General features: G+C 59.7%; 19 protein-coding genes. 10 read left to right on the top strand and 9 right to left on the bottom strand.

Annotated elements, in window-relative coordinates:
• Position 1: 1 nt before the first annotated feature.
• From ACSQ8V_RS20930 to tssB, 3 genes are all read right to left on the bottom strand, one after another.
• A complete protein-coding gene (locus ACSQ8V_RS20930; protein WP_436207008.1) occupies positions 2-2,329 on the bottom strand; it encodes a type VI secretion system Vgr family protein in 2,328 nt (775 codons plus the stop codon).
• 72 nt (positions 2,330-2,401) lie between these two features.
• Positions 2,402-3,919, bottom strand: a complete 1,518-nt coding sequence (gene tssC / locus ACSQ8V_RS20925) for a type VI secretion system contractile sheath large subunit (RefSeq protein WP_436207976.1) — start codon at positions 3,917-3,919, stop codon at positions 2,402-2,404.
• Between the two features lie 29 nt (positions 3,920-3,948).
• Complete coding sequence (tssB, locus tag ACSQ8V_RS20920) at positions 3,949-4,449, bottom strand: type VI secretion system contractile sheath small subunit (protein ID WP_436207007.1); 501 nt, start codon at positions 4,447-4,449, stop codon at positions 3,949-3,951.
• A gap of 427 nt (positions 4,450-4,876) precedes the next feature.
• On the opposite strand from tssB, the gene tssK reads away from it, so the two are divergent.
• From tssK to tssE, 3 genes are read left to right on the top strand one after another with little or no spacing between them, the layout of a single operon-like run.
• Entirely contained in the window at positions 4,877-6,226 is a 1,350-nt protein-coding gene (gene tssK, locus ACSQ8V_RS20915) for a type VI secretion system baseplate subunit TssK (RefSeq protein ID WP_436207006.1), read from the top strand.
• Positions 6,223-6,900 (top strand): DotU family type IV/VI secretion system protein, encoded by a 678-nt coding sequence (locus ACSQ8V_RS20910; RefSeq protein ID WP_436207005.1) that lies wholly within the window; start codon positions 6,223-6,225, stop codon positions 6,898-6,900. Before tssK ends, ACSQ8V_RS20910 begins: the two co-directional genes overlap by 4 nt.
• Positions 6,897-7,328: a type VI secretion system baseplate subunit TssE gene (tssE, locus tag ACSQ8V_RS20905; RefSeq protein ID WP_436207004.1), complete on the top strand. Its 432-nt coding sequence runs from the start codon at positions 6,897-6,899 to the stop codon at positions 7,326-7,328. The genes ACSQ8V_RS20910 and tssE overlap by 4 nt, the downstream gene beginning before the upstream one ends.
• A 77-nt stretch (positions 7,329-7,405) precedes the next feature.
• Here tssE and ACSQ8V_RS20900 read toward each other — a convergent pair whose 3' ends face one another.
• Positions 7,406-8,479 (bottom strand): AI-2E family transporter, encoded by a 1,074-nt coding sequence (locus ACSQ8V_RS20900; RefSeq protein ID WP_436207003.1) that lies wholly within the window; start codon positions 8,477-8,479, stop codon positions 7,406-7,408.
• Positions 8,480-8,718: 239 nt separating this feature from the next.
• Between ACSQ8V_RS20900 and ACSQ8V_RS20895 the strand changes: the two genes are divergently transcribed.
• Complete coding sequence (locus tag ACSQ8V_RS20895) at positions 8,719-9,234, top strand: OmpA family protein (RefSeq protein WP_436207002.1); 516 nt, start codon at positions 8,719-8,721, stop codon at positions 9,232-9,234.
• A 9-nt stretch (positions 9,235-9,243) separates the two neighbouring features.
• Here ACSQ8V_RS20895 and ACSQ8V_RS20890 read toward each other — a convergent pair whose 3' ends face one another.
• The 3 genes from ACSQ8V_RS20890 to ACSQ8V_RS20880 all read right to left on the bottom strand — a co-directional run bounded on the left by ACSQ8V_RS20890 (position 9,244) and on the right by ACSQ8V_RS20880 (position 14,290).
• Positions 9,244-11,265, bottom strand: coding sequence for an acetyl/propionyl/methylcrotonyl-CoA carboxylase subunit alpha (locus ACSQ8V_RS20890; protein WP_436207001.1), 2,022 nt, complete (start codon positions 11,263-11,265; stop codon positions 9,244-9,246).
• 219 nt (positions 11,266-11,484) lie between these two features.
• The gene (locus ACSQ8V_RS20885) at positions 11,485-13,092 is read right to left on the bottom strand and encodes a carboxyl transferase domain-containing protein (protein WP_436207000.1); all 1,608 of its coding nucleotides are present in this window, start codon (positions 13,090-13,092) and stop codon (positions 11,485-11,487) included.
• Between the two features lie 16 nt (positions 13,093-13,108).
• A complete protein-coding gene (locus ACSQ8V_RS20880; protein WP_436206999.1) occupies positions 13,109-14,290 on the bottom strand; it encodes an isovaleryl-CoA dehydrogenase in 1,182 nt (393 codons plus the stop codon).
• Positions 14,291-14,486: 196 nt separating this feature from the next.
• On the opposite strand from ACSQ8V_RS20880, the gene ACSQ8V_RS20875 reads away from it, so the two are divergent.
• Positions 14,487-15,212: a TetR/AcrR family transcriptional regulator gene (locus ACSQ8V_RS20875; RefSeq protein WP_436206998.1), complete on the top strand. Its 726-nt coding sequence runs from the start codon at positions 14,487-14,489 to the stop codon at positions 15,210-15,212.
• A gap of 115 nt (positions 15,213-15,327) precedes the next feature.
• On the opposite strand, the gene ACSQ8V_RS20870 is transcribed toward ACSQ8V_RS20875, so the two are convergent.
• Both ACSQ8V_RS20870 and ACSQ8V_RS20865 read right to left on the bottom strand, forming a co-directional pair.
• Complete coding sequence (locus tag ACSQ8V_RS20870; protein WP_213764441.1) at positions 15,328-16,221, bottom strand: ferritin-like domain-containing protein; 894 nt, start codon at positions 16,219-16,221, stop codon at positions 15,328-15,330.
• Between the two features lie 159 nt (positions 16,222-16,380).
• A complete protein-coding gene (locus tag ACSQ8V_RS20865; protein WP_436206997.1) occupies positions 16,381-17,823 on the bottom strand; it encodes an MFS transporter in 1,443 nt (480 codons plus the stop codon).
• Between the two features lie 336 nt (positions 17,824-18,159).
• Here ACSQ8V_RS20865 and ACSQ8V_RS20860 point away from each other — a divergent pair, with 336 nt between their 5' ends.
• Genes ACSQ8V_RS20860 through ACSQ8V_RS20840 form a run of 5 tightly spaced genes read left to right on the top strand, consistent with a single transcriptional unit; the run spans position 18,160 to position 24,402 of the window.
• Entirely contained in the window at positions 18,160-20,424 is a 2,265-nt protein-coding gene (locus ACSQ8V_RS20860) for a TonB-dependent hemoglobin/transferrin/lactoferrin family receptor (RefSeq protein ID WP_436207975.1), read from the top strand.
• A gap of 47 nt (positions 20,425-20,471) precedes the next feature.
• On the top strand, positions 20,472-21,548 hold the full coding sequence (locus tag ACSQ8V_RS20855) for a hemin-degrading factor (RefSeq protein ID WP_436206996.1): 1,077 nt from the start codon (positions 20,472-20,474) through the stop codon (positions 21,546-21,548).
• Positions 21,545-22,447 carry a heme/hemin ABC transporter substrate-binding protein gene (locus ACSQ8V_RS20850; protein ID WP_436206995.1) on the top strand — a complete coding sequence of 301 codons (903 nt, stop codon included), beginning with the start codon at positions 21,545-21,547 and terminating at the stop codon, positions 22,445-22,447. Before ACSQ8V_RS20855 ends, ACSQ8V_RS20850 begins: the two co-directional genes overlap by 4 nt.
• Complete coding sequence (locus ACSQ8V_RS20845) at positions 22,447-23,541, top strand: FecCD family ABC transporter permease (RefSeq protein WP_436206994.1); 1,095 nt, start codon at positions 22,447-22,449, stop codon at positions 23,539-23,541. Before ACSQ8V_RS20850 ends, ACSQ8V_RS20845 begins: the two co-directional genes overlap by 1 nt.
• A 30-nt stretch (positions 23,542-23,571) precedes the next feature.
• Positions 23,572-24,402, top strand: a complete 831-nt coding sequence (locus ACSQ8V_RS20840; protein WP_436206993.1) for a heme ABC transporter ATP-binding protein — start codon at positions 23,572-23,574, stop codon at positions 24,400-24,402.
• Positions 24,403-25,270 lie beyond the last annotated feature (868 nt).

The following is a 25,270-nucleotide window of genomic DNA, read 5'->3' as shown; positions in this document are numbered from 1 at the left end:
CTTATTCAGAAAAACCAGACTTCATACGGTCCTTTACGACCTGTACGGGTACGCCGTCCCAACTCGGAAACGTAAAACTCCCGCCCCCGGGCCCATCCACATTCAGCCCGCCCTTAACGTCCACTTCGCTCGTACTAACCAACTCGATCTTCCCGTTCGCCACCTTGAGATACGCCCCGGATCCATCGCCCAACGTGATGCCCTTCGACGCGGTGATCTTGACCTCGCCATTCGACGAACTGATCAACAGGTCCTTCAACGACTGAAGTTCCATTTCGTCTCCCTGCGCCTGAATCTGGACCTTCCCCTTCGCCGCAAAAATCTTGATACCGAGTCTGGCCGCGAATAGCGAGATCGCATCGCCAGCCGCTGCCGTGATGCGTTTCAGGACACCTATGTCGAGACCATCCCCGGCCGTCACGAAGACATGTTTCTTCGCCGACATCTGCACATGTTGACCGCTCGCAAGCGCAATACCCTGCGGGGCGGACGCCAGCACAACCGGCGCCTGAAGTTGCGACAGCTTTTGCTCAAGCAAAACACGCTGCGCATCAATCTCTGCGACCCAAGCCTTCGCGGCCGTCGCCGAGTCGTTCAGCGTGCTCATGATCTCCAAAGCTTGCGTGAGCGTGTCGCTGGCGTTCTGCATGTCCAATTGCTTACCGACGGCATTGGGCTGCGCCTCAGCAGAAACGAGAACCCCCATCCCTCCCCTTATAGCCACATGCTCATCCGAGCGAAGCTCACCACCCAGCCCTCGCTTCTCCCGCTGGTCATTCACCATATGACCCAGGTTCAACTGACTTGCCTGAAACGGTGTCGTCAGATGAACGTGTTCGGTTCCCTCGCGGTCCTCCATCCGCATCTCATTACCACCAGCAGTACGAAGGATGTTGCGAGTGTTGTTCTCGTTATTAACGTGGTCCTGATGCTGACTGTCATGCATTGCACCAATAATAATGGGCCGATTCGGATCCCCATCCGTAAAAATAACGGCCACCTCGGTCCCGTCGATCAACGGAAAGTGATGCCCATAGTCTCTCCCCGCGTACGGTTTCGCCAACCGAACCGGCCGGCTGGTACCCCCGGGACTCCATTCATCGAGATCGAACGGTGACTTGATCCTGTACCCGCTCTGCGGCGTCATGTACGCGTACTTGTAGTTATCGGGCGACATGACCCGCGCAGGTAAAATGCCGGTAATGCGCCGCTTGGCAGCGGGATCCACCATCGACCGATAGATACGATCCGACGGAATCGCCGTGAACTCGCAGGTGTACGCCTCCTTGCGCGACGCCTTGTGCTTGACACGCGTGATCATCAATCCATGTTCAGCATTGTCGAGCTCGCGATTGGTAAAGCGAAAGACAGCGCCGGGCGTCATGCCGATCACATTGCCTTTCCCTTCAAAGATCACTTGCTGGGCCAATTCAGCCTGATGCCGCAAGGTCGCTACGCGCTTCCCGGCATCGGGCGTGGTGTAATGCTCACCCCAGCGGTACTGATTGCCGACGGTAGTTTCGTCGTCGCGCGCAGTATTCACTTGCGTAAGCAGCGCAACGCCTGCAGTACGATGGTTGTAGTCATCCACCGTAATCGATTGCGCCACGCGCTTGCGGCGCTCGATCAGTGTCATAACTGAATCCGCACCTCGGCTGGCAAAACCGCCTTCCTCGCGATACGGCGCCGAGAGTTTCGGATCACGCGCGTACGCATCGAGGTCGTCGCCAAACACAATGACTTCGTGCTCGGGCGTCTGTTCGAAACGGAACCAGATGCCCTCTTCAGCAGCAATACGCTGGATGAACGCCAGCGCCGATTCGGCATACTGCGTAATGTATTCATGGGTTTCGTACTCGGCTCTAAGCTGGAACTTGAAATCAACGGCGGTATTACCGTAGTGCCGCAACACCGATTCGATAACAGCCGGCACTGTCTGGTTCTGAAACAACCGACTCCCGACCTCGGAGTCAAGATTGGACACACGCGGCACAAGCTTCACGCTGTACCGCGTTTCATCGGCCGATGAACTCAATTCATCGAATTCGGCGACGATCCCACTGACCAGTCGCTCAGGTGGCTTCACCACGCGCGCGGCCAATTCCGCCGGCAATCCCGCGTTCGGATCCACCGGTTCAACGAGGAACTTGGCTCGTTTACCCAGAACGTCTGCAATCGGAAGTCCGGCGCGAGCGCAAGTGAACTCAATCACATACTGGTAAGTCTGGCTAATTGCCTCGTGGCCCTCCAATGACAGCACGGAGAAAGCAGCGGGTTGCTTCGAGATGCGCAGGCTATAGGCTTGCGTCGGTAGAACCATGATTCCCATTGATGAGCGTCTCCTGTTGGCCGATATGTCTTTGCAGGACATCGGCTGATTATTGAGGTCCGTTGTCCGCAGTTACGTCGACTGGCTTTTATCCCTCGGCATCTGCGAAACCATGGAAAGACCAACATCCATCCCTTCCACCTGAAAGTGCGGGACGACAAAAAGCCTCACACAAAAGAACCCCGGGTTGTCCTCGATGTCTTCTACCGTCACTTCCGCTTGACGCAGTGGATGCGCAGCCTGAAGGTCATCGGTGGGATCGGTCATCTCCGTGACCAACGTCTTGACCCAATTATTGAGTTCGACTTCAAGCAGACGTCGGTCCTTGGTCGTACCTATGTTTTCGCGCTGAATCAATTTCAGATGATGCGCAATGCGTGACAGCAGGAAGAGGTAAGGCAGGCGCGCGTTGATCCTGCTGTTACCAGTGGCTTCCGCGGTGGCATAAAGCGCAGGCTTCTGCGCGGAATTTGCAGAGAAGAAACAAGCGAAGTCATGGTTCTCGAAGAACGATAACGGAATGAAACCCAGATTCGCGAACTCGAATTCCCGCGTTTCAGGGATCAACACCTCGGCTGAAATCTTGTTTTGAAATCCAGTACCAAGGTCATACTGATGCACAGGCAAGCCCGCAACCTTCCCGCCTGCTTGCGGCCCCCGAACCTGAACACACCAGCCGTTGCGCATAAAGCTATGCACCATGTTCGACGCGAAGGCGAATGAGGCACTGACCCAAAGGAAACGATTTGGATCCATACCCTTGACGGTTTCCTGATAGTTCAGGTCACGCACGGGCGTATTGGCAGGGCCATACGGTTGCCGACCGAGGACGCGCGGCATCGTAAGGCCGATGTAGCGCGCATCTTCGGTACCGCGAAAAGCCATCCACTTGAGATAGTCAGCACGCTCGAAGTAGCCGCCAATATCCTGGATCGCTACAACGTCTCCCATCGACTTCTTGCCGAAAAATGTCGGACCCACAGCGCCGATAAACGGCATGTGCGCAGCCGCCGCGACCTTCGAAATATTGCGCAACAGCGCAATATCTTTTGCCGAGTTCACGAACTCGAAATCCGAGATGATCGCGCTGATCGGCTGGCCACCTGGTGTGTCATATTCCTGAATGTACGCGTGGTGGTACAACCCGCTCTGGATCACTTCTGGCGTATCGTCAAAGTCTTGCTGCAAAGTCTCCTTCGAGCAGTCAAGCACCTCGATTTTCACGTTTTTGCGGAAATCAGTACGGTCAACCAGAAACTTCAACCCGCGCCAAGCCGACTCGATCGTCTGAAACTGCGTCGAATGCATTACCGCGTCAAGGCATTTGTTGACGCGCCGATCAAGCGCGTCAATATGAAAATCCAGAAGCGATTTATCGAGACTCCCGACCGGGCGGCCGGAATCGGCAAGCATCGCCATGAGCACGCCAAGCGCCCGCGACAAGCGTTCATCGACCGGAACAGCAGATAGCGCATCGTTGTCCTGAAACCCTTCTAGCGGCCGCCCGTCGTAGACGGGAGTCAGGTCGATTTTTTCGAACAGATTCGCTAAGACGCAGCGATTTTCGTGCGTAGATGGTGAGAACGGCAGCGCGCCGACTTGCAGACTATCAGCGCGCGTCACATCAATTCCCCAGTATCAAGGTGCCCGAGTTCGGCGATCAGGCTTTCGGAAAGCGCCGCACTCTTGACGATTCGCTCCAGTTCAATCCGAAACGCGTTGTTGTCAAGCAGGTTCGATTTGAGGTCGCACAGGAGGTTGCGCATGGCGATGAGCCGCTGCAATTCCGGAATCTGCGCCGCCACACTTTCCGGCTGGAAGTCTTTCATCGACTTGAAGCCTAGCGCTACGCTCAAGCCCGGGTTCGCGTCTTCCAGAGCGTGTGCCAGATCAACCTCAATCTTCGGGTTCAGCTCGGTGAGAACCGCATCAAAGTTGGCCTTATTGACGTCGATTCTTTTTCTCTCGGCGAGTGCGTCACGCGCCTGTCCCGCGCTATAGTCGCCCACGACGAGGAGCTTGAGAGGCAGCTCGACCCGCTGCAGCGCGCCACCGGTGTGCAGGTCTACAGCGATGGAAATTCGGGCCTTGGGAATTTCCCGTTCAAAGTTATCCGACATGACTTCGTGGCCCTGTATTTATGACTGTGCAGCCCGCGTAGAACGCTAACCACGAAGTACGGAAAAGGAGAACACGGATGACGATGCGACGAAAGATGTGACGAACGTCCGGCCGGGTTCATCGAAACCAAACTTAAATTGGCCCATGCATATTTTTAATTAAAACAGGACGAACGAACGTTCGTCAACCGGTTAGGTATCCGATTCGATCTAAATGACGAAGCTATGTTTGCAAAATCAAACCGAGCGAAGAGATATGTGAAATTTCAACACCAAAAAATTGACTCAACGCCAAACAGACACGAGCCCAGCACCTGAAATACAATTTCAATTTAATCCATTGCGCTGGCTATCTCTTTAATAGACGACACCGCATGGTTCGTGTTTAGAATGCTTCCCCAATAAGCCAACAATAAACTTAATCGCTATGCGGACTTTCAAACCGCTCTGGCATGAAGGTCTGATACTCACGCCGCAGCATTTTCAACAGCAAGAACAGTGGCTTAATTTCTCTCACCGGCAGTTCGCCTCGCTCGCCGTGGCTGAACCGTGGGGCGTTATCGATGTGCAGGTCGATGAGGAAATGCTCGATGCCGGCCGTCTGTCTCTCACGCGTCTAAAGTTGCGGCTACCTGATGGAACGCTGATCGACACGTCAGTCACCGACGTGCTGCCGAGGCCGCGAGATCTCGGCCGTGACGTGGCTCCCGACATGCAGAGCCTGATCGTGGTCGCGGCGCTCCCGTTGCTCAATGCAGACGGCAGCAATTGCAGGTTTGATAACGAGACCCTGTCGCGTCCACGCCGCTATTTCCGGGAATTCATCGAAGTGCCTGACCTGAACGGAACTGGCGTGGAAGAGCTTTCAGTCGAACGACACGCGGTTCATCTCTTGTTCGACTTCGAACCGCACGCTGACGATGTCGTATGCCCGATAGCGCGGCTCACACGCGGGGCACGGGGCCAGTTCGAGGTCGATCGCACTTACGTCCCACCTTGTCTTACGCTTTCAGCCAATACGCGGCATCAGGAGCGCGTCGCGCGTCTGTCAGACATCCTGCTGGCAAAAAGTACGGCGCTCTCTGTGCGGCGCAGCGAGCGCGTCGATCAAATTGCAGAGTTCGGCGTGTCCGATGTATCGCTCTTCTGGCTTCTGCACTGCATTCATACGCACTGGCCCAAACTGGCGTTCCTCGGCACCCATCCCAATCAGCCGCCCGAGCGCCTTTACGAAGTCCTGGCGGGACTGACCGGCGCCTTGATGACATTTTCGACTGGCACCGCGTTGACGTCCATTCCTATGTACGAACACGCTAAGCAAGACGAAGTGTTTTCGGCCCTCGAATCCCTGATCCGCGATCTTCTCGATGCCATCATCCCGTCCCGTGTGATTCCAATAGGCCTGGCGCGCAAGAGCGCGACTACCTGGTCTGGCCAGTTCAATGACGACCGACTGCTGGAAGGTGCGGACTATTATTTATCGGTGAGTTCTTCTGCGCCGGCGTTCCAGATCGCCGAACAAGTTCCAAAATTATGCAAGGTCGGTGCGCCAGACGACATCGAACGGATTGTCAACTCAGCGCTCGCCGGTATACCGTTGAAGGCGGTATTACGAGTACCTGCCGCGATTCCGGTGCGCCTCGAAAACCAGTACTTTGCGCTCGACGCCCGCGATCCCGCGCATGCACGAATGCTCGCTGCACGTGCATGCCACGTCTATCTTCCAACCACCTTGCCCGATGCATCGTTTGAACTTTATGCGGTGCTGACGTCGTGAGCGGGACAACCCGGCGCGAATCCGACCCGGCTTCGATGCGTGCACTGCTGCGAGATACCGCCCTCGAAGTCTCTCTGCTTTCGCAAGACACGGCTGAGCATTCCGCCTCTGACTTACGGAAACGCTGCCTGCGAGTGGTCGATGACTTCGATCGGGCGCTGCAAGCGAAGCAATTTCCTCATGACGTACGGGAAGACGCTGTGTATGCCCAATGCGGGCTGCTGGACGAGGCGGCGTTGAGATGTCTACCGGAGGGCGAACGATCGGAATGGGACGTTCAGCCATTGCAGGTCGAACGTTTTGGGAATCATGACGCCGGCAATCGGATCTACGAACGAATTGCCGTTCGCTTGCGGGAGATACTACCTGACGTAGCACTCCTGGAATGCTACGCAGCCGTCCTTGGCCTCGGTTTCCTCGGCCGCTACGCGCACGAGGGCGAACTCCAGCGCGCTGAATGGGTGACCTTGCTGAATGAGCGCATCCTGAGAACGGAACCCCGGCGCGGTGGCTTCGTCATTGACACCGTTAGCGGCACACGTCTTGATTGGCTACGCCGGCTCTCGCCCTGGACCATCGCTGGAGTCGTATGCGTTACCGCTGGCCTGATCTGGTTCGTGCTAGGGCAATCGCTCGACGTGCAATTGGCCAACCTGCCCCGCCTGAAGCCATGACGAGATCTGGACCTTCCCTTTACGACATGCTGCTCGGCCACATCAACGGCGACGCACTTGACGACCACGACGACAACACGCTTGAGATCCTGAGCGTGCTGGAGAATCTCAGGCGCATACTGAATACCCGCGCGGGAACGCTCAAGCACCTGCCCAACTATGGACTTCCCGATCTGACGACCGTCTACAGGAACCTGCCCGTGTCGGCGCATCAACTCAAGGCGCAGATGGAAGCCACGTTGCTGGTCTATGAGCCGCGCATCCGTTCAATAGATTTGGAATTGATGCCCGCAAAGCCGGGGATGGTAGTCAGCTACGAAATGACCTGCCACCTGAAAAAGCGCGGTCTCGTGCGCTTTGGGACGCACTACCAGCCCGAGGGGAGAACCATTCTGGCTTGGCTCCGACCGACTGCAAGCGACGCTTAGGCCCTGCTGCTGCGGAAATTTTCTCCTGCCAGCGGCAGTGCGGACGTTGCCTCAATACACCCGATCAACACCCCCCATCAATGCACCCAGTCATTCCAAAGCACGACCAGGATCGTCATCAATGCCGGCCCGATAAACAGCCCCACCAGACCGAACGTTTCCGCTCCGCCCAGAATCCCGAACAGCACCAGCAAAAACGGCAACCTCGCCGCGCCGCCGATCAGCACCGGCCGTATAGCGTGCTCGGCCACGAACACAACAATAAACCCGAACACCGCGACACAGACCGCCGCCACCATTGAGCCCTGAGCAAGCAGCCACAATGCCGCGCCAATGAAGACAATTGGTGCACAGAACGGCAACATCGCGGCGATGGCGGTCAGCATGCCGAGCAACGTGGCGTGCGGCACGCCAGTCACAACATAAGCCACGCCAAGCAGTGCACCCTCGCCCAGCCCCACCACCACCAGTCCGGTCACCGTGCTGCGAACCGAGTCGGCCATACGCCGCACGAGCGATGCGCCATCCGAACCGAACCCGCGCCTCGACGCTTCAAGCAACTGCTCCCCGAGTTTCGACCCCGCCTTGAACAGGAAAAACAGCGTAACGAGCATGAAGCCGAACACGACCAGCCCGTGCGCCACCCGACCGCCGAAGTGCCGGGTCATGGCAACCACCGTCGCACTATGAAAGTGCTTCACGGCCGGCGATGAACCCAGCGGCGTAGCAAGATTCTCCTGCCACCATACCGATATCTGTTTCGACCCCGCAGGCAGATGGTTGACGAGATCAGGCATGGGAATACCCGTGCTCAGCGATTCGTGAAACCACCGCATCAGGTCGCGGGCTTCGCTTCCCGCCTGCGCCGCGACCAGGATAAAGGGCACCACGAACACCAGCCCGATCACGACGGTCAATCCCACCGCAAGCCAGGTTCGGTGCTCCCTGAACATCGGCCGCTGTTCGAGCCAGGTCAACAACGGCCATAACGCAATGGCGATGACCGTCGCCCATACCACCGCAGGAATGAAGTCGCGGATCATCCAGATCGCAACGGCGACGAGCACCGCGTACAGCAACCCCGACGCGGTTCGTTGCAGACGCCGCGTGCGGTCCTTTTCGTCCGCAGAGGTTTGATCGCGTGGAATCATATAAAACGCCCTTGTTATTTCTTCTTTGGGTGAAAGCCCGCAAACCGCTTCAAACCCAGTCTCACGGAGACTTCCAACTGAGTACCAACCCTGCATTGTAAGTCGGGCCGGTATCGGCCAGAATCAAGGCCGGAGCGCTTTCAACGGGCTTTCCGGATGTTGTTCTAATTTCACACTTGGCCATTTTCGTTTCCCTATAATCGGAACCCCCGTCCCGCCATCCGTTCAAGAGACATGCAGTGAAAGCCATTCAAACGATTGTGAACGCGTGCGCAACCACGGCCTTGCTCGCTGGCTGCGCTTCCGGCCTGAACCGGTCGAAGGAAGAAGCGCTCAACCAGAAGGTCGGCATCGTCGTCCATCCGGTGCGCGAGGGCGTGGAGCTGCGTCTTCAGGAATCCGCGCTATTCGACTTCGACGAAGCCTCCATGCGCCCCGAAAGCATCGCCGTGCTCAATCGTGCAGCCGTGCTCCTCAAGCGCAGCACGCGCCCGATCATGGTCGAAGGACACACGGACAACGTCGGCGCGTTCGACTACAACCAGGCACTGTCCACGGCGCGTGCCAATGCCGTGGGCGATGCGCTAGTCGCACGCGGCGTTCCTGCTGCGCGGATCAAGACAAAAGGGATCGCATTCCTGGAACCGATCGCGACCAACGACACGCCCGAAGGGCGTGCGTTGAACCGGCGCGTGGAGATTATCGTGAAGACGGAAACTGAAGAAACGCTATTGGGGAGCGTCAAGACGAAATGACGCTTCTAGTTATTTCGCGGGCTGCACTTCCATCACCAATAGCTGGGCGCCATCGGTAACCTGATCGCCAACGCTGAACAAAATCTCGCCCACCGTGCCGCCCGCCGGCGCAACAATGGTGTGCTCCATTTTCATGGCTTCCATCACCAGCAGCGGCGCACCCTTCTCGACCACCGCGCCCGCCTCCACCAGCACCGCAATCACCTTGCCCGGCATCGGCGCCGTCAAGCGGCCTTCGCCATGCTCGGCATCGGCGGCATGCGCCAGCAGGTTCTGCCATTCGAACGCCAGCGACGCACCGGCGTAGAACACATGGAACACATCGCCGTCGATAAACACACGGCCCTTGATCCGCTTATCGTCGATCAGCACTACGAACGCATGTGGCTCATCCCCATGCGACCAGTCGAACGTGAGCGTTTCGCCGAGCAGTTCGAGTTGTTTGTTATCGGCGCGGCCTGATGTTGAATCGCGTGTAAAGACGGCCAGGATTTCATCGTCCGAACCCGCGAGGCGCCAGTTCAACGCCTGCGTGTAGCCACCGCTCATCCGCCAGTGGGACAACGCATCCCACGGCGACACGCCATGCGCCTCGCCGCCTTCACGCGTGAGCAACGCGGCGCAAGCCAACGCAAGCGCCTGCGTTTTTGGCACTGTCGATGGCGCGAACAATGTATCGTGATGACGCTCGATCAGACCCGTATCGAGATCGGCCGCCGAGAAGGGAACGCTAACCACAATCCGATGCAGGAACTCGATATTCGTCGACGGCCCCACCACCTCGCATTGTTTCAATGCAAGCGCCATGCGCAGCAGCGCATCGTTACGATCGCGGCCATGCACAATCAGCTTGGCGATCATCGGATCGTAAAACGGGGTGATGGTATCGCCTTCACGCACGCCGCTATCAATGCGCACGTTGCCGTTCAACTGGAACTCGACCGCGTCAGGCAGACGCAAATGCTTCAGCGTTCCTGTCGACGGCAAGAACCCGCGCGATGGATTCTCCGCGTAGATACGCGCTTCGATCGCGTGGCCGTTCACCTTCAATTGATCCTGCAACAACGGCAACGGTTCACCACTCGCCACGCGTAGTTGCCACTCGACCAGGTCGAGGCCCGTCACCATTTCGGTCACCGGATGTTCCACTTGTAGCCGCGTGTTCATCTCCATGAAATAGAACTGACCGTCGTTGGTCATGATGAACTCGACCGTGCCCGCTCCAACGTAATTCACCGCGCGCGCGGCCGCGACCGCGGCTTCGCCCATGGCTTTACGCACCTCATCCGAGAGGCCAGGAGCCGGTGCCTCTTCCAACACCTTTTGATGGCGGCGCTGCACCGAGCAATCGCGATCGAAAAGATACACGGCGTTGCCATGCTGATCTGCGAATACCTGGACCTCCACATGCCGCGGACGCTGCAAATATTTTTCGATCAGCACACGATCGTTGCCAAAACTGCTCGCGGCTTCACGCTTGCATGACAACAGCGCCGACACAAAATCCGCGCTTTTCTCGACCACGCGCATGCCCTTGCCGCCACCACCCGCGCTTGCTTTCAGCAGCACGGGGTAGCCGATTCCATCCGCTTCCTTTTGCAACAACGCGGGGTCCTGGCTGTCGCCGTGATACCCCGGCACCAATGGCACCGACGCCGATTGCATCAGCGCCTTGGCCGCCGCCTTCGATCCCATCGCGGAGATGGCCTCGACCGGCGGCCCTATGAACACTAGCCCAACCTTCTCGCAAGCCCGCGCAAAGTCCTCGTTCTCCGATAAGAACCCATACCCCGGATGCACGGCCTGCGCACCGGTTTCCAACGCAGCGTTGATGATCTTTTCGATCCGCAGATAACTCTCGGACGCAGCCGCGCCGCCTACGTGCACGGCTTCATCGCAGACGGCGACGTGCTTCGCCTGGGCGTCTGCGTCCGAATAGACCGCCACGCTGCCCACGCCTAATCGTTTGCAGGTTGCAGCCACCCGGCACGCAATCTCGCCGCGATTCGCAATCAGTATTTTGTTGAACATGACGAAGCCTGGTAGGAAGAGGTCAGCTTTGCAGGGGACGGGGACTAAGCGCTAAAGCACTAAGTCCTGCCGTCCGCGAAGCATGGGGCAGCACTAAGCGCTGAAGCGCCAAGTGCTGCCGTCCGCGAAGCATGGGGCAGCACTAAGCGCTGAAGCGCCAAGTGCTGCCGTCCGCGAAGCATGGGGCAGCACTAAGCGCTAAAGCGCTAAGTGCTGCCGTCACATCCGGAACACGCCGAAACGCGTGTCCTCGATAGGCGCATTCATGGAAGCCGCCAACCCAAGCCCCAACACATCGCGCGTCTGCGCCGGGTCGATCACGCCGTCGTCCCACAGGCGTGCGCTCGCGTAATACGGATGCCCCTGTATTTCGTACTGCTCGCGAATCGGCGACTTGAAGGCTTCTTCCTCTTCCTTCGACCACGTACCGCCCTTCCCCTCTATGCCATCGCGGCGCACGGTCGCAAGCACTGACGCGGCTTGCTCGCCACCCATCACGGAGATGCGCGCATTCGGCCACATCCAGAGGAAACGGGGTGAATAAGCGCGGCCGCACATGCCGTAATTTCCCGCGCCAAACGAGCCGCCGATAATCACCGTGAACTTCGGCACCTTCGCCGTTGCAACGGCCGTCACCATCTTTGCGCCATTGCGCGCAATACCTTCGTTTTCATACTTGCGCCCGACCATGAAGCCCGTGATGTTCTGCAGGAACACGAGCGGAATCTTGCGCTGGCAGCACAGTTCAATGAAGTGCGCGCCCTTTAACGCCGACTCCGAAAACAGGATGCCGTTGTTCGCAATGATGCCGACCGGATGACCCCAGATATGCGCAAAACCGCATACGAGCGTCGTGCCATAACGGGCCTTGAATTCATCGAAAGCGGAGTCGTCGACAATGCGCGCGATCACTTCACGGATGTCGAACGGCTTGCGGGTGTCCGACGGAATCACGCCGTACAAGCTATGCGGATCATGACGCGGCGGCAGCGGCTCTTTAAGCGCCAGCGGCGAGACCTTCACGCGATTCAGATTGCCGACAATGCTGCGAGCAATTCCCAGCGCGTGGGCATCGTTTTGGGCGAGGTGATCGACAACGCCTGATAGCCGCGTATGTACGTCACCACCGCCCAGATCCTCAGCGCTGACTTCTTCGCCTGTTGCAGCTTTCACCAGCGGCGGACCGCCCAGAAAAATCGTGCCCTGATTCTTCACGATGATCGATTCATCGCTCATTGCAGGCACATACGCGCCGCCTGCGGTGCACGATCCCATCACCACGGCGATCTGCGAGATGCCCTTCGCCGACATGTTCGCCTGGTTATAAAAGATACGGCCGAAGTGATCGCGATCGGGAAATACATCGTCCTGATTGGGGAGATTCGCGCCCCCGGAATCGACGAGATACACGCACGGCAAGCGGTTCTCTTCCGCAATCTCTTGCGCTCGAAGATGCTTCTTCACCGTCACCGGATAGTACGTGCCACCCTTCACGGTTGCGTCGTTGCAGACGATCACGCACTCTTGGCCCGCAATCCTGCCGATACCCGTAATTACGCCGGCGCCGGGGGCGTCGTCGTTGTACATGCCGTACGCGGCCAGTTGCGACAACTCGAGAAACGGCGTGCCCGGATCAAGCAATTGCGCGATGCGATCGCGCGGCAGCAGCTTGCCGCGCGACACGTGTTTGTCGCGCGCCGCTTGTCCGCCGCCTAGCGCGATCTTCGCGACCTTTTGCTTCAGATCGGCGACGAGCGCTTCGAGCGCCGCCGCGTTGGCGCGAAATTCGTCGCTGCGTGGATTCAGTTTCGATTCGATGATCGGCATGTTCTTGTCTACCCGCTCAAGCTGTTTCAGCGAACAGTTCGCGGCCGATCAACATGCGCCGAATTTCACTGGTGCCTGCGCCGATTTCGTAGAGCTTAGCATCGCGCCACAGGCGGCCGACCGGATACTCGTTGATATAGCCATTGCCACCGAGAATCTGGATCGCTTCGCCAGCCATCCACGTCGCTTTTTCGGCCGTGTAAAGAATCACGCCCGCGCAATCCTTGCGGACCTGGCGGCCATGACCTACGCCGAGCGTATCGAGTTGACGTCCTACCGCGTAGAGATACGCGCGGCACGCCTGCAAGGTCGTATAGAGATCGGCGACCTTGCCTTGAATCAACTGGAATTCGCCGATCGCCTGACCGAACTGCTTGCGGTCGTGGATGTACGGCACGACCGCGTCCATGCATGCGACCATGATGCCCGTCGGGCCGCCCGCCAACACCGCGCGCTCATAGTCGAGGCCGCTCATCAGCACCTTCACGCCGCCGTTCAATGCCCCAAGAATATTTTCCTTGGGCACTTCCACGTTCTCGAACACGAGTTCGCCGGTATGCGAGCCGCGCATGCCGAGCTTGTCGAGCTTCTGCGCGACGGAAAAACCCTTCATGCCCTTCTCGACGATAAACGCCGTAATCCCCTTCGCGCCTGCTTCAATATCCGTCTTGGCATACACCACGAGCGTGTCGCAATCCGGCCCGTTGGTGATCCACATCTTCGTGCCGTTGAGCACGTAGTGGTCGCCCTTTTCATCGGCGCGCAGCTTCATGCTCACCACGTCCGATCCAGCGTTCGGCTCGCTCATGGCCAGCGCGCCAATGTGCTCGCCCGACACCAGCCCCGGCAGATATTTGCGCTTCTGCGCTTCGGTGCCGTTGCGATGAATCTGGTTCACGCACAAGTTGGAATGCGCGCCATACGACAACCCCACCGACGCCGACGCCCGCGAAATCTCCTCCATCGCGACCATGTGCGCCGTGTAGCCCATGTTCGCGCCGCCGTACTCTTCCGACACCGTCATGCCGAGCACGCCCAGATCGCCGAATTTCTTCCAGAGATCCATTGGGAACTGATCGGTTTTATCAATCTCAGCGGCGCGCGGCGCAATCTCCTTCGCGGCGAAATTGGCGAGCGAGTCGCGCAACATGTCGATGTCTTCGCCCAAGGCGAAATTCAGACCGGGTACGTCGTTCATGCGGGTCTCCTTCTTCGGTGTATCGGCTCGAGGTCGGCAGCGTGGTGCTTGCAGGATCAAATGATCGACCCAACTATGAGTCGCACTCACACTCGATAATTTCCATGATGGACGGCAGTTTCACGCCGAAGACCACTTCCCGTCAATAGGGATTTGAGCTACGCTCACATCTGGTTCATCATCGCGTACGCCTTCTATGTCCTCTCCCCCTGTCATCGGAAATCGCCGCACGCCCGCCGGGGTCAAGTCGCAGCAGCGCGTGAAGGACATTCTTCAGACCGGGCGTGAAGTCTTCGCCGAGAAAGGCTACGACGCCGCCACGAGCGCCGAAATCGCCCAGCGTGCCGGGATTTCAGAGGCAACCGTGTTCAGCTATTTCAGCGGCAAGCGGGAGTTGTGCGCGCGCGTGATCGCGGATTGGTATGACGAGATCATCGATGCATTCGAAACCGGACTGCCTCGCGACGGCAGCGTGCGCCAGCAGTTTGCGTTTATCGTCAGGACGCATTTGCGGCTGATGCTGGTGAACGGGACGGGGCTGTGTGCGCTGGTTTTATCGGAGGGGCGCTCGAAACATCATGACCTCAGCGACACGCTCACCGACCTCCAACGCCGTTATACCGCGCCGCTGATGAGTGTGCTCGCTCATGGCCAGACAGTCGGCCAGGTGCGGGCCGACTTGCCGTTGCGGCTGATGCGCTCCCTGGTCTTCGGGCCAATGGAGCATGTGCTGTGGGACGCGGCGCTGGCGAAGCGGCATCTGAGTCAGGCTCAGATCGATACGACCGCCGATGAACTCATCGACGTGCTGTGGACCGCGCTACAGCCCCCCGCTGCCAGCCTGACTGCGCTTGCGCAGTTCAGACGGGACGTGGAAGAAGCATCGCGACGGTTCGAAGCAGCGGCGAGCCGGGAGAAGTGAAGTGGCGGAAACTCGCGGACGCGAGTACGGCCGACAGTTAGTTGCAAATCCTCGTAAAAAAACCAATCATAAGCCCCGCCAATCCACGGGGCAGAAACCGGCAGACAGTTAGTTGCTATTTAATGAACCGCCGCGCTATCCGAGCGAGCCAGGGCACTGTCACGGGCCGCAAAAGGCGGACGTCGTAACCGCCCATGCGGCGCTCGTTTTCGGTCAGGCACAAATCGATCAGCGCCCTCGCCGATACCCCGCCGCCCACCGAATCACCCACATTCGCGGGAAAATTCATGTCCTGCGCGGCGCCGCTGGTGTCAATTCCGCGTGCCAGCGATATCCGGTCGCGAATCAGCGAGAACCACACGCCGGCGGTCTTCATGAAGAACCAGGGCCGCCGGTACCACGGCAGGCTGCGCCGGTACCACGCCACCCAGTTCGCGAAGAACAGGATATGGCGCGCTTCTTCCTGAATCACCGGCTCGAAGGTTTCAACCAGTTCTTCGGGGAAATAACCCGACTGGCGCGCAGCTTCGAACAAACCGAAGGCGAAGAAACTATCGATGCATTCGCTGTAGCCCGTGAGCATCCACGCGCGCAACGCGTCCTTCGGCGCGGGATACGGTGGTTCGGGCGCGAGTTCGATGCCATATGCCTGGACCAGCCGGGACAGTACGATCTTGTGACGCGCCTCCTCGGCGCCGTTCATGGTGACGGCTTCACGCAGCAGCGGGTCTTCGATACCGCGCGCATAGGTCGACACGCGAATCGACGCCCGGCCTTCGGTCTGCACCGCAATATCCCAGATAGGCAGCGACGTGACGCGTTTGAGCACGGCGGGCGCGAGCATCGGCCAGTCGATGACGGCGGGTTTGTAGGGGTTGTGAGTAGTGAGCAGCATCTCGCAGAACATGCGTTTATGTTGTGCGGAGCCAATCTTGATCTGGCCGGTGGATCGATACGTCCAGTGACGCATCGCGTAGTCGGCTTCGGCAGGCGTGAGCGTGTCGGACATGGCGTAACGGGAGAATTAATCGCGTTATGCAGATTTTGGCATAACGCGCGTGCTTCTGCCGCGTTGGCCCGCCGCAGCCGCCAGGCCGTATAGCGTCCTATAACGACGAAATCGCGGCGAGATCACGGCGAGATCACGCTCACAGGCGCGATCGAAAACTCAATGCGAGATTTGTTCCAGCGCCAGGTCCCGCGTCTTCGGCCCCATCAGTCCGATAGCCAGCATCACCACCACCATCGCCCCGGCGATAAACATAAACACCCCGGTCGTGCCGAACGCCTTCAACACGCCCGCGATAAAGAACGACGTGAAAATGGCCGAAAAGCGGCTCCACGAATACACGAAGCCGACCGCGCGCGCCCGGATGCTGGTGGGAAAAAGCTCGGTCTGATACGCGTGGAAGCTATACGACATGATGTTGCTGGCGAGCGTGAGCCCTACGCCCATGCAGACCAAAAGGGCCGCGCCCGAGACCTGGCTGAAGACCAGTCCGCAGACCACGATCAAGCCCGCCATCACGACAATCACGCTCTTGCGCTCGAATTTATCGGCGATGAACAAGCCGATGATCGGCCCGACCGGCGCGGCAATTGCGATGATTGTCGAGTACATCAGGCTCGTCGTGATCGTGATGCCCTGATGAATCAGGAGGGTCGGCACCCAGTTGGCGAAGCCGTAGAAACCGACCGTCTGGAAGACGTTGAAGATGATCATCATGGTCGCGCGTTTGCCGTACGGCGCGACCCACATGTCGCGGAAGCTTCCGCGCGTGCTGACGGGTTCCGGCGCGGCGGGCGGCGGCAACGGCCGCCCATATTCTTTCTCGACCTTCGCTTCCAGCGCCGTCATCACCGCGTCCGCTTCCGCGAGCCGCCCTTTTTGCGCCAGCCAGCGCGGGCTCTCAGGCAACGCGCGCCGGATGAACCACACGAACAGCGCGCCATGTGCACCGATCAATACGACCCAGCGCCAGCCATCGAAACCGAAGGGCTTGTTCGGCACCAGCGCGTACGAGAGGAATGCGACCACCGGCACGGCCGCGAAACCCACCGCTTGCTCGCACGCGAAGGCGCGGCCTCGAATGTGTTTGGGCACCAGTTCGGAGATGTACGTGCCGATCGTCACCAACTCCACGCCAATGCCCAACCCCGCCATGAAGCGCCAGAAGTTGAGGCCGCCGGCCGTGTCCTGGAAAGCCATGATCACGTTCGCGGCCGTGTACCAGAGCAGCGAGTAAGTGAAGATCGCGCGGCGCCCGAAACGATCGGCGAGAAAACCGCAAGCAATCGTGCCGATGAACAAGCCGAGGAACAGCGACGCGATAAAACTCGCGACGCCTGTCAGGCCGAACAGGCCGACGGTGGTCGACGTGAGAATGCCGCTCCTGACCAGCCCCGGCGCAACGTAGCCGGAGTACAGCAAATCGTAGAGTTCGAAGAAGAACCCGAGGCTCAGCAAGACGACGAGTACCCACATCGAGCGGGTCGCAGGCAGGCGATCGAGCCGTGCGGAGATCGTGCCCGCGCTTAATACGTCCGATGCCGCGTCCGATGCATGGTCGTGATCAGATCGGGAAAGGGCTAGGTCCTGAGCGGTTGTCATCGATTTATGTCTCCTTGTCGGGGCCTGTTTTCCCGCCAGTAACGCGCCATTTTGTCGAGCGCCCGGGCAGCTTGCCCGGCGCGCATTTTAACGGCGTATCTGCAAATTTGTTGCAGACATCGGAACATTCTTCCCGATCATCATTGACAATGATTCTTATTTACAATAAATTCATCAAGCTTACAGTCGTGTTACGAAGCTAACAATCATAACCATCACTTAACTTAACCAACACACAGTCCGCACATCGATGCGTGCTGCCAGCCAGGTGCTCTCAGTCACCCAGCCAGCTTACGGGCTTGTTTGATCGGGAGAACTCACGTGCATCACATTCATCTGGCGCGACGTCCGCTGTCCGCCATGCTGGCCGGCATCTTCGGGGTTGCCGGACTCTGGACCACCGAAGTCCGCGCAGCAGCCGACACACCCGTCGTGCCGCCTCAGGACAGCGCTGCGCAACATGCGGAACCACGCACCACCTCCAACCTGCTGGACCCCGTCACCGTCACGGCCACGCGCACCGCCACGGCCGCGAGCCATACGGCGGCCAGCGTCTCGGTCATCACGGCCGAGGACCTGGAAGAGCAGCAAGCAGAAAACATCAAGGACGCGCTGCGATACGAACCCGGCGTCACCGTACGCCGAGCGCCGTACCGGCCGTCGTCAGCCGCGATGGGAGGCGGCCGCGACGGCGACTCGAGCATCAATATTCGCGGCCTCGAAGGGAACCGCATCCTGTTGATGGAAGACGGTATCCGCTTGCCCAACTCGTTCTCGTTCGGACCACTTGAAGCGGGACGCGGCGACTATGCGGACCTCGGCACGCTGAAGCGCATCGAGATCTTGCGCGGACCGGCCTCGGCGCTGTACGGCAGCGACGGACTCACCGGCGCGGTCAACTTCATCACGAAGGACCCGCAGGACCTCCTCGATATCTATGGCAAGAAGACGTATTTCTCGCTGCGCCCGAGCTATGACTCCACGGATCGCAGTTTTGGCGCGACGGTGCAGGCCGCCGGCGGCAACGACATGATCCAGGGCATGGTGATAGCCGACGGCCGGCGCGGCCACGAACTCGACAACAAAGGCTCGAACGATTCGTCCGGCACAAACCGCACGACACCGAACCCGCAGGACACGTACTCCGAGACGCTGCTGGGCAAGCTCGTTGTGAAACCAACCGCGCACGACACGTTCAAGTTCACTGCCGAAACGGTGCGTCAGCGCATCGATACGAATGTGCTTTCCGCGATCAATCCGCCCACCACGTTGGGGTTGACGGGTAACGACCGGCTGGAACGCAATCGCTACAGCCTCGATTACGACTTCAGCAATGAAGCCGCGCGTTTCTTCCAGACCGCGCACGTGCAGGTTTATTACCAGGATTCGTCACAGGATCAGTACTCGCACGAAACGCGCGGTTCGCAACCCTCGCGCACCCGCGACAGCAGTTATGGCGAGCGCATGATCGGCGGCTCGGCGTTTGCGGAAAGTACCTTCCACACCGGCATCCTGACGCACAAACTGCTCTATGGCGGCGACGGCAGCGTCGATCACATCACGAACCTGCGTAACGGCACGATCCCGGGTACCGGTGAATCGCCATTCCCGAACAAGGCATTCCCGGACACCGACTACACGCTGCTCGGGGCCTTCGTACAGGATCAGATCAGCTACGGCAAGCTGACCGTCACGCCCGGCCTGCGCTTCGATACATACAGGCTGGGTGCGAAGACCGGTGATCCGCAGTACACCGGCACACCGGTTTCATCGAGCGACAACGCGCTCTCGCCGCGCCTCGCGGTGCTGTATGAGATATCGCCCGCCTTGATTCCCTATACGCAATATGCGCACGGATTCCGCGCGCCATCGCCGGATCAGGTGAACAACAGCTTTGCTAACCCGCTTTACGGCTATACGTCGATTGGCAATCCTAATCTTAAGCCGGAGACCAGCGACACCATAGAAGCCGGTTTGCGCGGCAAGCTTGGCACGGGCCTTGGTCCGCTGACTTATAGCGCGGCGGCATTTGCCGGACGGTATCGGGACTTTATTTCGCAGCAGACAGTGGGCGGCACCGGACGTCCCACCGATCCGCTCGTGTTCCAGTACGTCAACTATTCGAAGGCTTATATCCACGGCTTCGAAGGACGTGCGGAATGGTTCCTGCCGGCCGGCTTTTCATTGAAGACGGCAATGGCCTTTACGAAAGGCAGCGTCGACAACAACGGCAGCGCCAGCCAGCCGCTCGACACGATCAATCCGTTCTCGGCCGTGTTCGGCGTGCGTTACGAGCCTAGCGAACGCTGGTTCGCGCAAGCCGATCTGCTGTTCCAGGCGGCGAAGAAATCCAGCGATATCACGCCCAAGAGCTGCACCTCGGCGACCTGCTTTGCGCCGCCTTCGTCCTTTGTCGTCGATCTGCGCGGCGGGTATCGCTTCAACAAGCACGTCGTCGCGTATCTCGGCGTGTTCAATCTCTTCGATCGCAAATACTGGAACTGGTCGGACGTGCGCGGCATTGCCGATTCATCGCCGATCAAGGACGCGTACACCGCGCCCGGAAGAAACGTCTCGGTCAGCATGAAGGTTGATTTCTGATGCTGACTATTTTCCACCCGCCACACCGCATTTAGAGGACCCGCAACATGCTGAATACCACCCGCCCGGACGCTGCGAAGCTGCATCAATTGCGCCACGGCTTTCTTACTCTCAAGACCACGCAAAAGCTGCGCAACCGCGAAGCGGCGCATGCACTCGGTATCAGCGAGGGCGAAGCGCTGGCCGCGTTCACCGGTGAACATGTGGTGCGGCTGGAGCCGAGCTTTGTCGAGTTGTTCGAGCAGATGCCGCAACTCGGTGCCGTCATGGTACTGACTCGCAACGAAGCCGCTGTCCATGAGAAAGACGGCACGTTCGAAGACATGAGCCATGACGGTTTGGTAGGCCTCGTGCTGGGAAGCAAGATCGACCTGCGGGTGTTCTATCGGAACTGGGCGTCGGGTTTTGCCGTGCGTGAAGAAACATCGCACGGCCTGCAAAAGAGCCTGCAATTCTTCGATCCGCAAGGTCATGCCGTGCATAAGGTATTTCTGCGCGAGCATAGCAATCACGCAGCGTTCGATGCCTTGGTCGAACGCTGGCAGATGCGCGACCAGATACCTGGCCTGACGCTCGGCGAGATCGCGCCGCCGCCCGCGGTGCTGCCGGACAGTGACATCGACGTACCGGCCTTCCACACTGCATGGAATGCGATGACCGACACGCATCAGTTCTTCGGCATCCTGCGTAAGTTCAGCCTTGCGCGGACGCAGGCGTTGCGGCTGGCCGACCGGCGTTATGCGCAACCGGTCGGGGTAGACGCACTGCAGGGCCTGCTGGAAAGGGCCGCAGAGACCGAATTGCCGATCATGGTATTCGTGGGAAACCGCGGCATGATCCAGATCCATACGGGACCGGTCAAGACCATCCGCGTGATGGGGCCGTGGCTCAACGTGCTCGATCCGGATTTCAACTTGCATCTGCGCGCGGATCTCATCGCTGGCGCATGGGTCGTGCGCAAGCCGACGAGCGACGGTATCGTCACATCGCTTGAATTGTTCGATGCCGATGGTGAAAACATCGCGATGCTGTTCGGTGCCCGCAAACCCGGCACGCCGGAACTCGAGGGCTGGCGTGAACTGATTGCAGGCATCGTGCCCTTGCAAAATGAGGTTCCGGTATGAACCACGAACGCTTCAACGGCCAGCGTCGAAAGCTCCTCATAGGCGGCGGTGTGATGCTGGTAACGGGCGCGTTGCAGGGCCGTGCGCTGGCGCAACCGCAACGACGGGTGATCGTCGTTGGCGGTGCGCTCGCGGAAGTCGTGTATGCGCTCGGCGCGCAAGCCGGTGCGCACGGAACGCTGGTCGCAACCGATACCACCTGTACCTATCCCGCCGCCGCGCGCGAGTTGCCGAAGGTCGGTTATCAACGTGCGCTTTCGGCTGAAGGCTTGTTGTCACTGCGACCCGACCTGATTCTCGCGTCCGCCGAAGCCGGGCCACCGGGCGTGCTGAGTCAGGTGCAGAAAGCCGGCGTGGAAGTGGTTTCGTTTCCCGAGCGCCACGACGCGGACACCGTGCGCGGCAAGATCACGGGCATTGCCGGTGCACTCGATGCAACCACTGCCGGCAATGCGCTTCGGGCGCAATTCGATAACGAATGGCAGAGCGCACGTCGAGCGGTGGAGGCGTCGGCGCTCGGTCGAAGCGGGTCGCCGCCGCGCATCCTGTTCGTGCTGAATCACACGGGTAATCAGGCGCTGGCCGCGGGTCAGAACACGGCGGCCGACGCCATGCTCGCTTATGCCGGCGCACGGAACGCGATGCAGGGATTCAACGGTTATCGGCCGTTGTCGGCGGAAGCGTTGGTCAGCGCTGCACCGGACATCGTGTTGATTACCGATGAAGGTTTGAGCGCAGTCGGCGGCCCAGCGGCGCTGCTCGCGAGCCCGGGTTTTGGTGCCACGCCCGCTGGCCGCGCGAAGCGCGTGGTCTCGCTCGACGCGCTATTCCTGCTCGGGTTCGGACCGCGTCTGCCGGCTGCCGTGACGGCGCTCAACCAGCGTCTGGGGCAGGCCTGATGAACACCTCTGCCGCGGCATCGGTCGCACCCATGGAGATGGTCGATCGCAGACGTCGCGTAGCAACGTTGATGCTGGCGGGGCTGGCAGTAGTCCTCTTCCTGGCAACGCTGGTTGCGATCTGCGTGGGTGCTTACCGCATGACACCGTCACTGGTCTGGTCGGCACTGAGCGCAAGTGGTGACTTGATCGCATCAGATCCCGCCCTCCAGCAGGCTCATGCTGTACTCCTTAACATACGGCTGCCGCGTGTGTTGCTGGCGCTGCTAGTGGGCGCGGGGTTCGGCGCGGCGGGCAGCGCATTGCAGGCGCTATTTCGCAACCCGCTCGCCGATCCGGGCCTGATCGGCATCTCGAGCGGTGCGGCACTCGGTGCATCGACGCTGATCGTGCTTGGGCCGTTGTTGGGCGGGTCCGTCGGAATGGTGAACCTCTACTTCCTGCCGATAGCCGCGTTCGCCGGTGCACTGGCGGTATCCGCGCTGGTCTATCGGCTCGCGGCGGCACGCGGGCGGCTCGCGTTGCCGCTTCTGCTGCTGGCGGGCATCGCGATCAATGCGCTCGTGGGCGCGGCGATCGGTCTGCTGACCTACATAGCCGACGACGCGCAATTGCGCTCGCTCACGTTCTGGAGCCTCGGCAGTCTTGGCGGTGCGCAGTGGCCCGTGCTCGGCGCGGTGCTGCCGTTCGTGTTGCTGGGCGTTGTGCTGATCGCGCGCCATTCGCACGCGTTGAATGCTCTGCAACTGGGCGAGACCGAAGCGCAGCATCTCGGCGTACCCACGCAAGCGGTCAAACGCACCGTGCTGGTTGCGTCGGCGCTGAGCGTGGGCGCGCTGGTGTCTTGCACGGGCGTGATTGGCTTTATCGGGCTGGTCGCCCCGCATTGCGTACGGCTTGCGTGCGGTCCGGATCAACGCGTGGTGATGCCCGGCGCGATGCTGTTGGGTGCCGTCCTTACCGTACTCGCTGATCTTGCTGCGCGGACCGTGGCCTCGCCCGCCGAAGTGCCGCTCGGCATCCTGACCGCGCTGCTCGGCGCGCCGTTTTTCCTGATGCTGTTGTGGCGAAGTCGCAGCCAGCTCGGCCTGTAAGCGTTTGATATCGATGGAGAGCACCAACCGATGCTGATGACGAGCAACCTCTGCGTGGCACATGGCGCGACACCGATTTTGCGCGACCTCTCATTGACCATAAAACCGGGGACGCTGACCGCGCTGCTGGGGCGCAACGGTGCGGGTAAGAGCACCTTGCTCAAGGCACTGGCCGGGGATTTCCAAATCAGCGGACCAGCGCGGGGCGCGCGTCATTGCGGCACGACTACGCTCAACGGCGAGCCGCTGGACACGATCTCGCCACGGCGGCTTGCGCTGCTGCGCGCGGTGCTTCCGCAAGCGTCGCAAGCGGCGTTTCCATTCAGCGTGGAGGAAATCGTGCTGCTCGGGCGATATCCGCATCTGCGTGGCGGTGTGCCGTCGCGCCATGACCGGGGCATTGTCGCCGATGCCTTGATGCTGGCCGGCGCCAATGACCTTGCGGGCCGCGAGATCACGACGCTTTCGGGCGGTGAGCTTGCGCGCGTGCAGTTCGCACGGGTGCTGGCGCAGCTATGGCCCGACGCGGCCAACGCGAATGGTTCGACCCACGCAACGCCGCGTTACCTTCTGCTCGATGAACCAACCGCCGCGCTCGATCTTGCGCATCAGCACCGGCTGCTGATGACGGTGCGCGACTTGACGCGGGACTGGCATATCGGCGCGCTGGCTATCGTGCATGATCCGAATCTCGCCGGGCGGCACGCCGATACCATTGCCCTGCTGGCCGACGGCGCGATCATCGCGCAAGGTGCATCACGGGAGGTGATGCGGCCCGATTTGATCGAACGGTGTTATGGGTTTGCTGTTCGTATGCTCGATGGGGGACGGGGTTACGCGCCCGTCGTGGTGCCGGTTTGAGATGCTTTTTTTGGGGGGTGGGGGTAGCGGGTGGGGTCTATGCTGGGGTGGTCGGTTCTGGGGTTAGCGGTCGGGGTCGATGCCGGGTTGCTAGGCTCGGAGGTTAGCGGTCGGAGTCTATGCCGGGTTGCTGCTTTCGGCCTTAGCGGTCTGCGAGAGTCGGATATTCTCTTTATCACTATTAGCCACTGTGCGTGGCGGCACATCATTTCTTTGTCCAAAGCGACAAAGAAACGAAGCAAAGAAAACGCTTTCAACCACGCTACCCTAAGTGTCCACAGCGTGCAGTTTCTATTCATAGGTGCCCCAAAAGCACGGTGCTCGCCAGAGCCACGGATGTGTGAACCCCTCCTTCTCGCGAATCCTGACACGAACACGCTTCGCCCCGTACGCTCTCGGGCAAGCACCATTCGCCCGGCAACCCGCTCGACCCCACCCGCATTTAAGGCTTCGTTTCTTGGTAGGTTGGGTGAATGGCTTGCGCTGGAGGGCCCCCGTGACCAGCTTCGCCAATCACAGCCTGATGTGTATTTACCGCTTCAACCTTTGGCGAGTCGGCTGGTCGGTTGCATGGAATTCGTCGGTTACGGCCTCACGCATCCCGCGGCCTCGTTTCAACGTAGGTTGGCAAGGTAGTTGGTCGTGCATACAAATTGGTGGTCGGTCGTCCGCGGATAGCGCGGGGTGCCCCTTGGGCAGGTTCAATCACTGGTGGCGAAGCGTGTGGGTATCGGTGTTCGGAGAAGGAGGGTTTCACACATCCTTCGCTCTGGCGAGCACCGTGCTTTTGGGGCACCTATGAATCAAAACTGCACGCTGTGGACACTTAGGGTAGCGTGGTTGAAAGCGCTTTCTTTGCTTCGTTTCT

Origin of the sequence: Caballeronia sp. LjRoot31 (assembly GCF_964253885.1) — a bacterium.
Taxonomy (GTDB): Bacteria; Pseudomonadota; Gammaproteobacteria; order Burkholderiales; family Burkholderiaceae; genus Caballeronia.
Note: the sequence above shows the minus strand (reverse complement) of the source record. Positions and strands in the feature narration are given on the sequence as shown.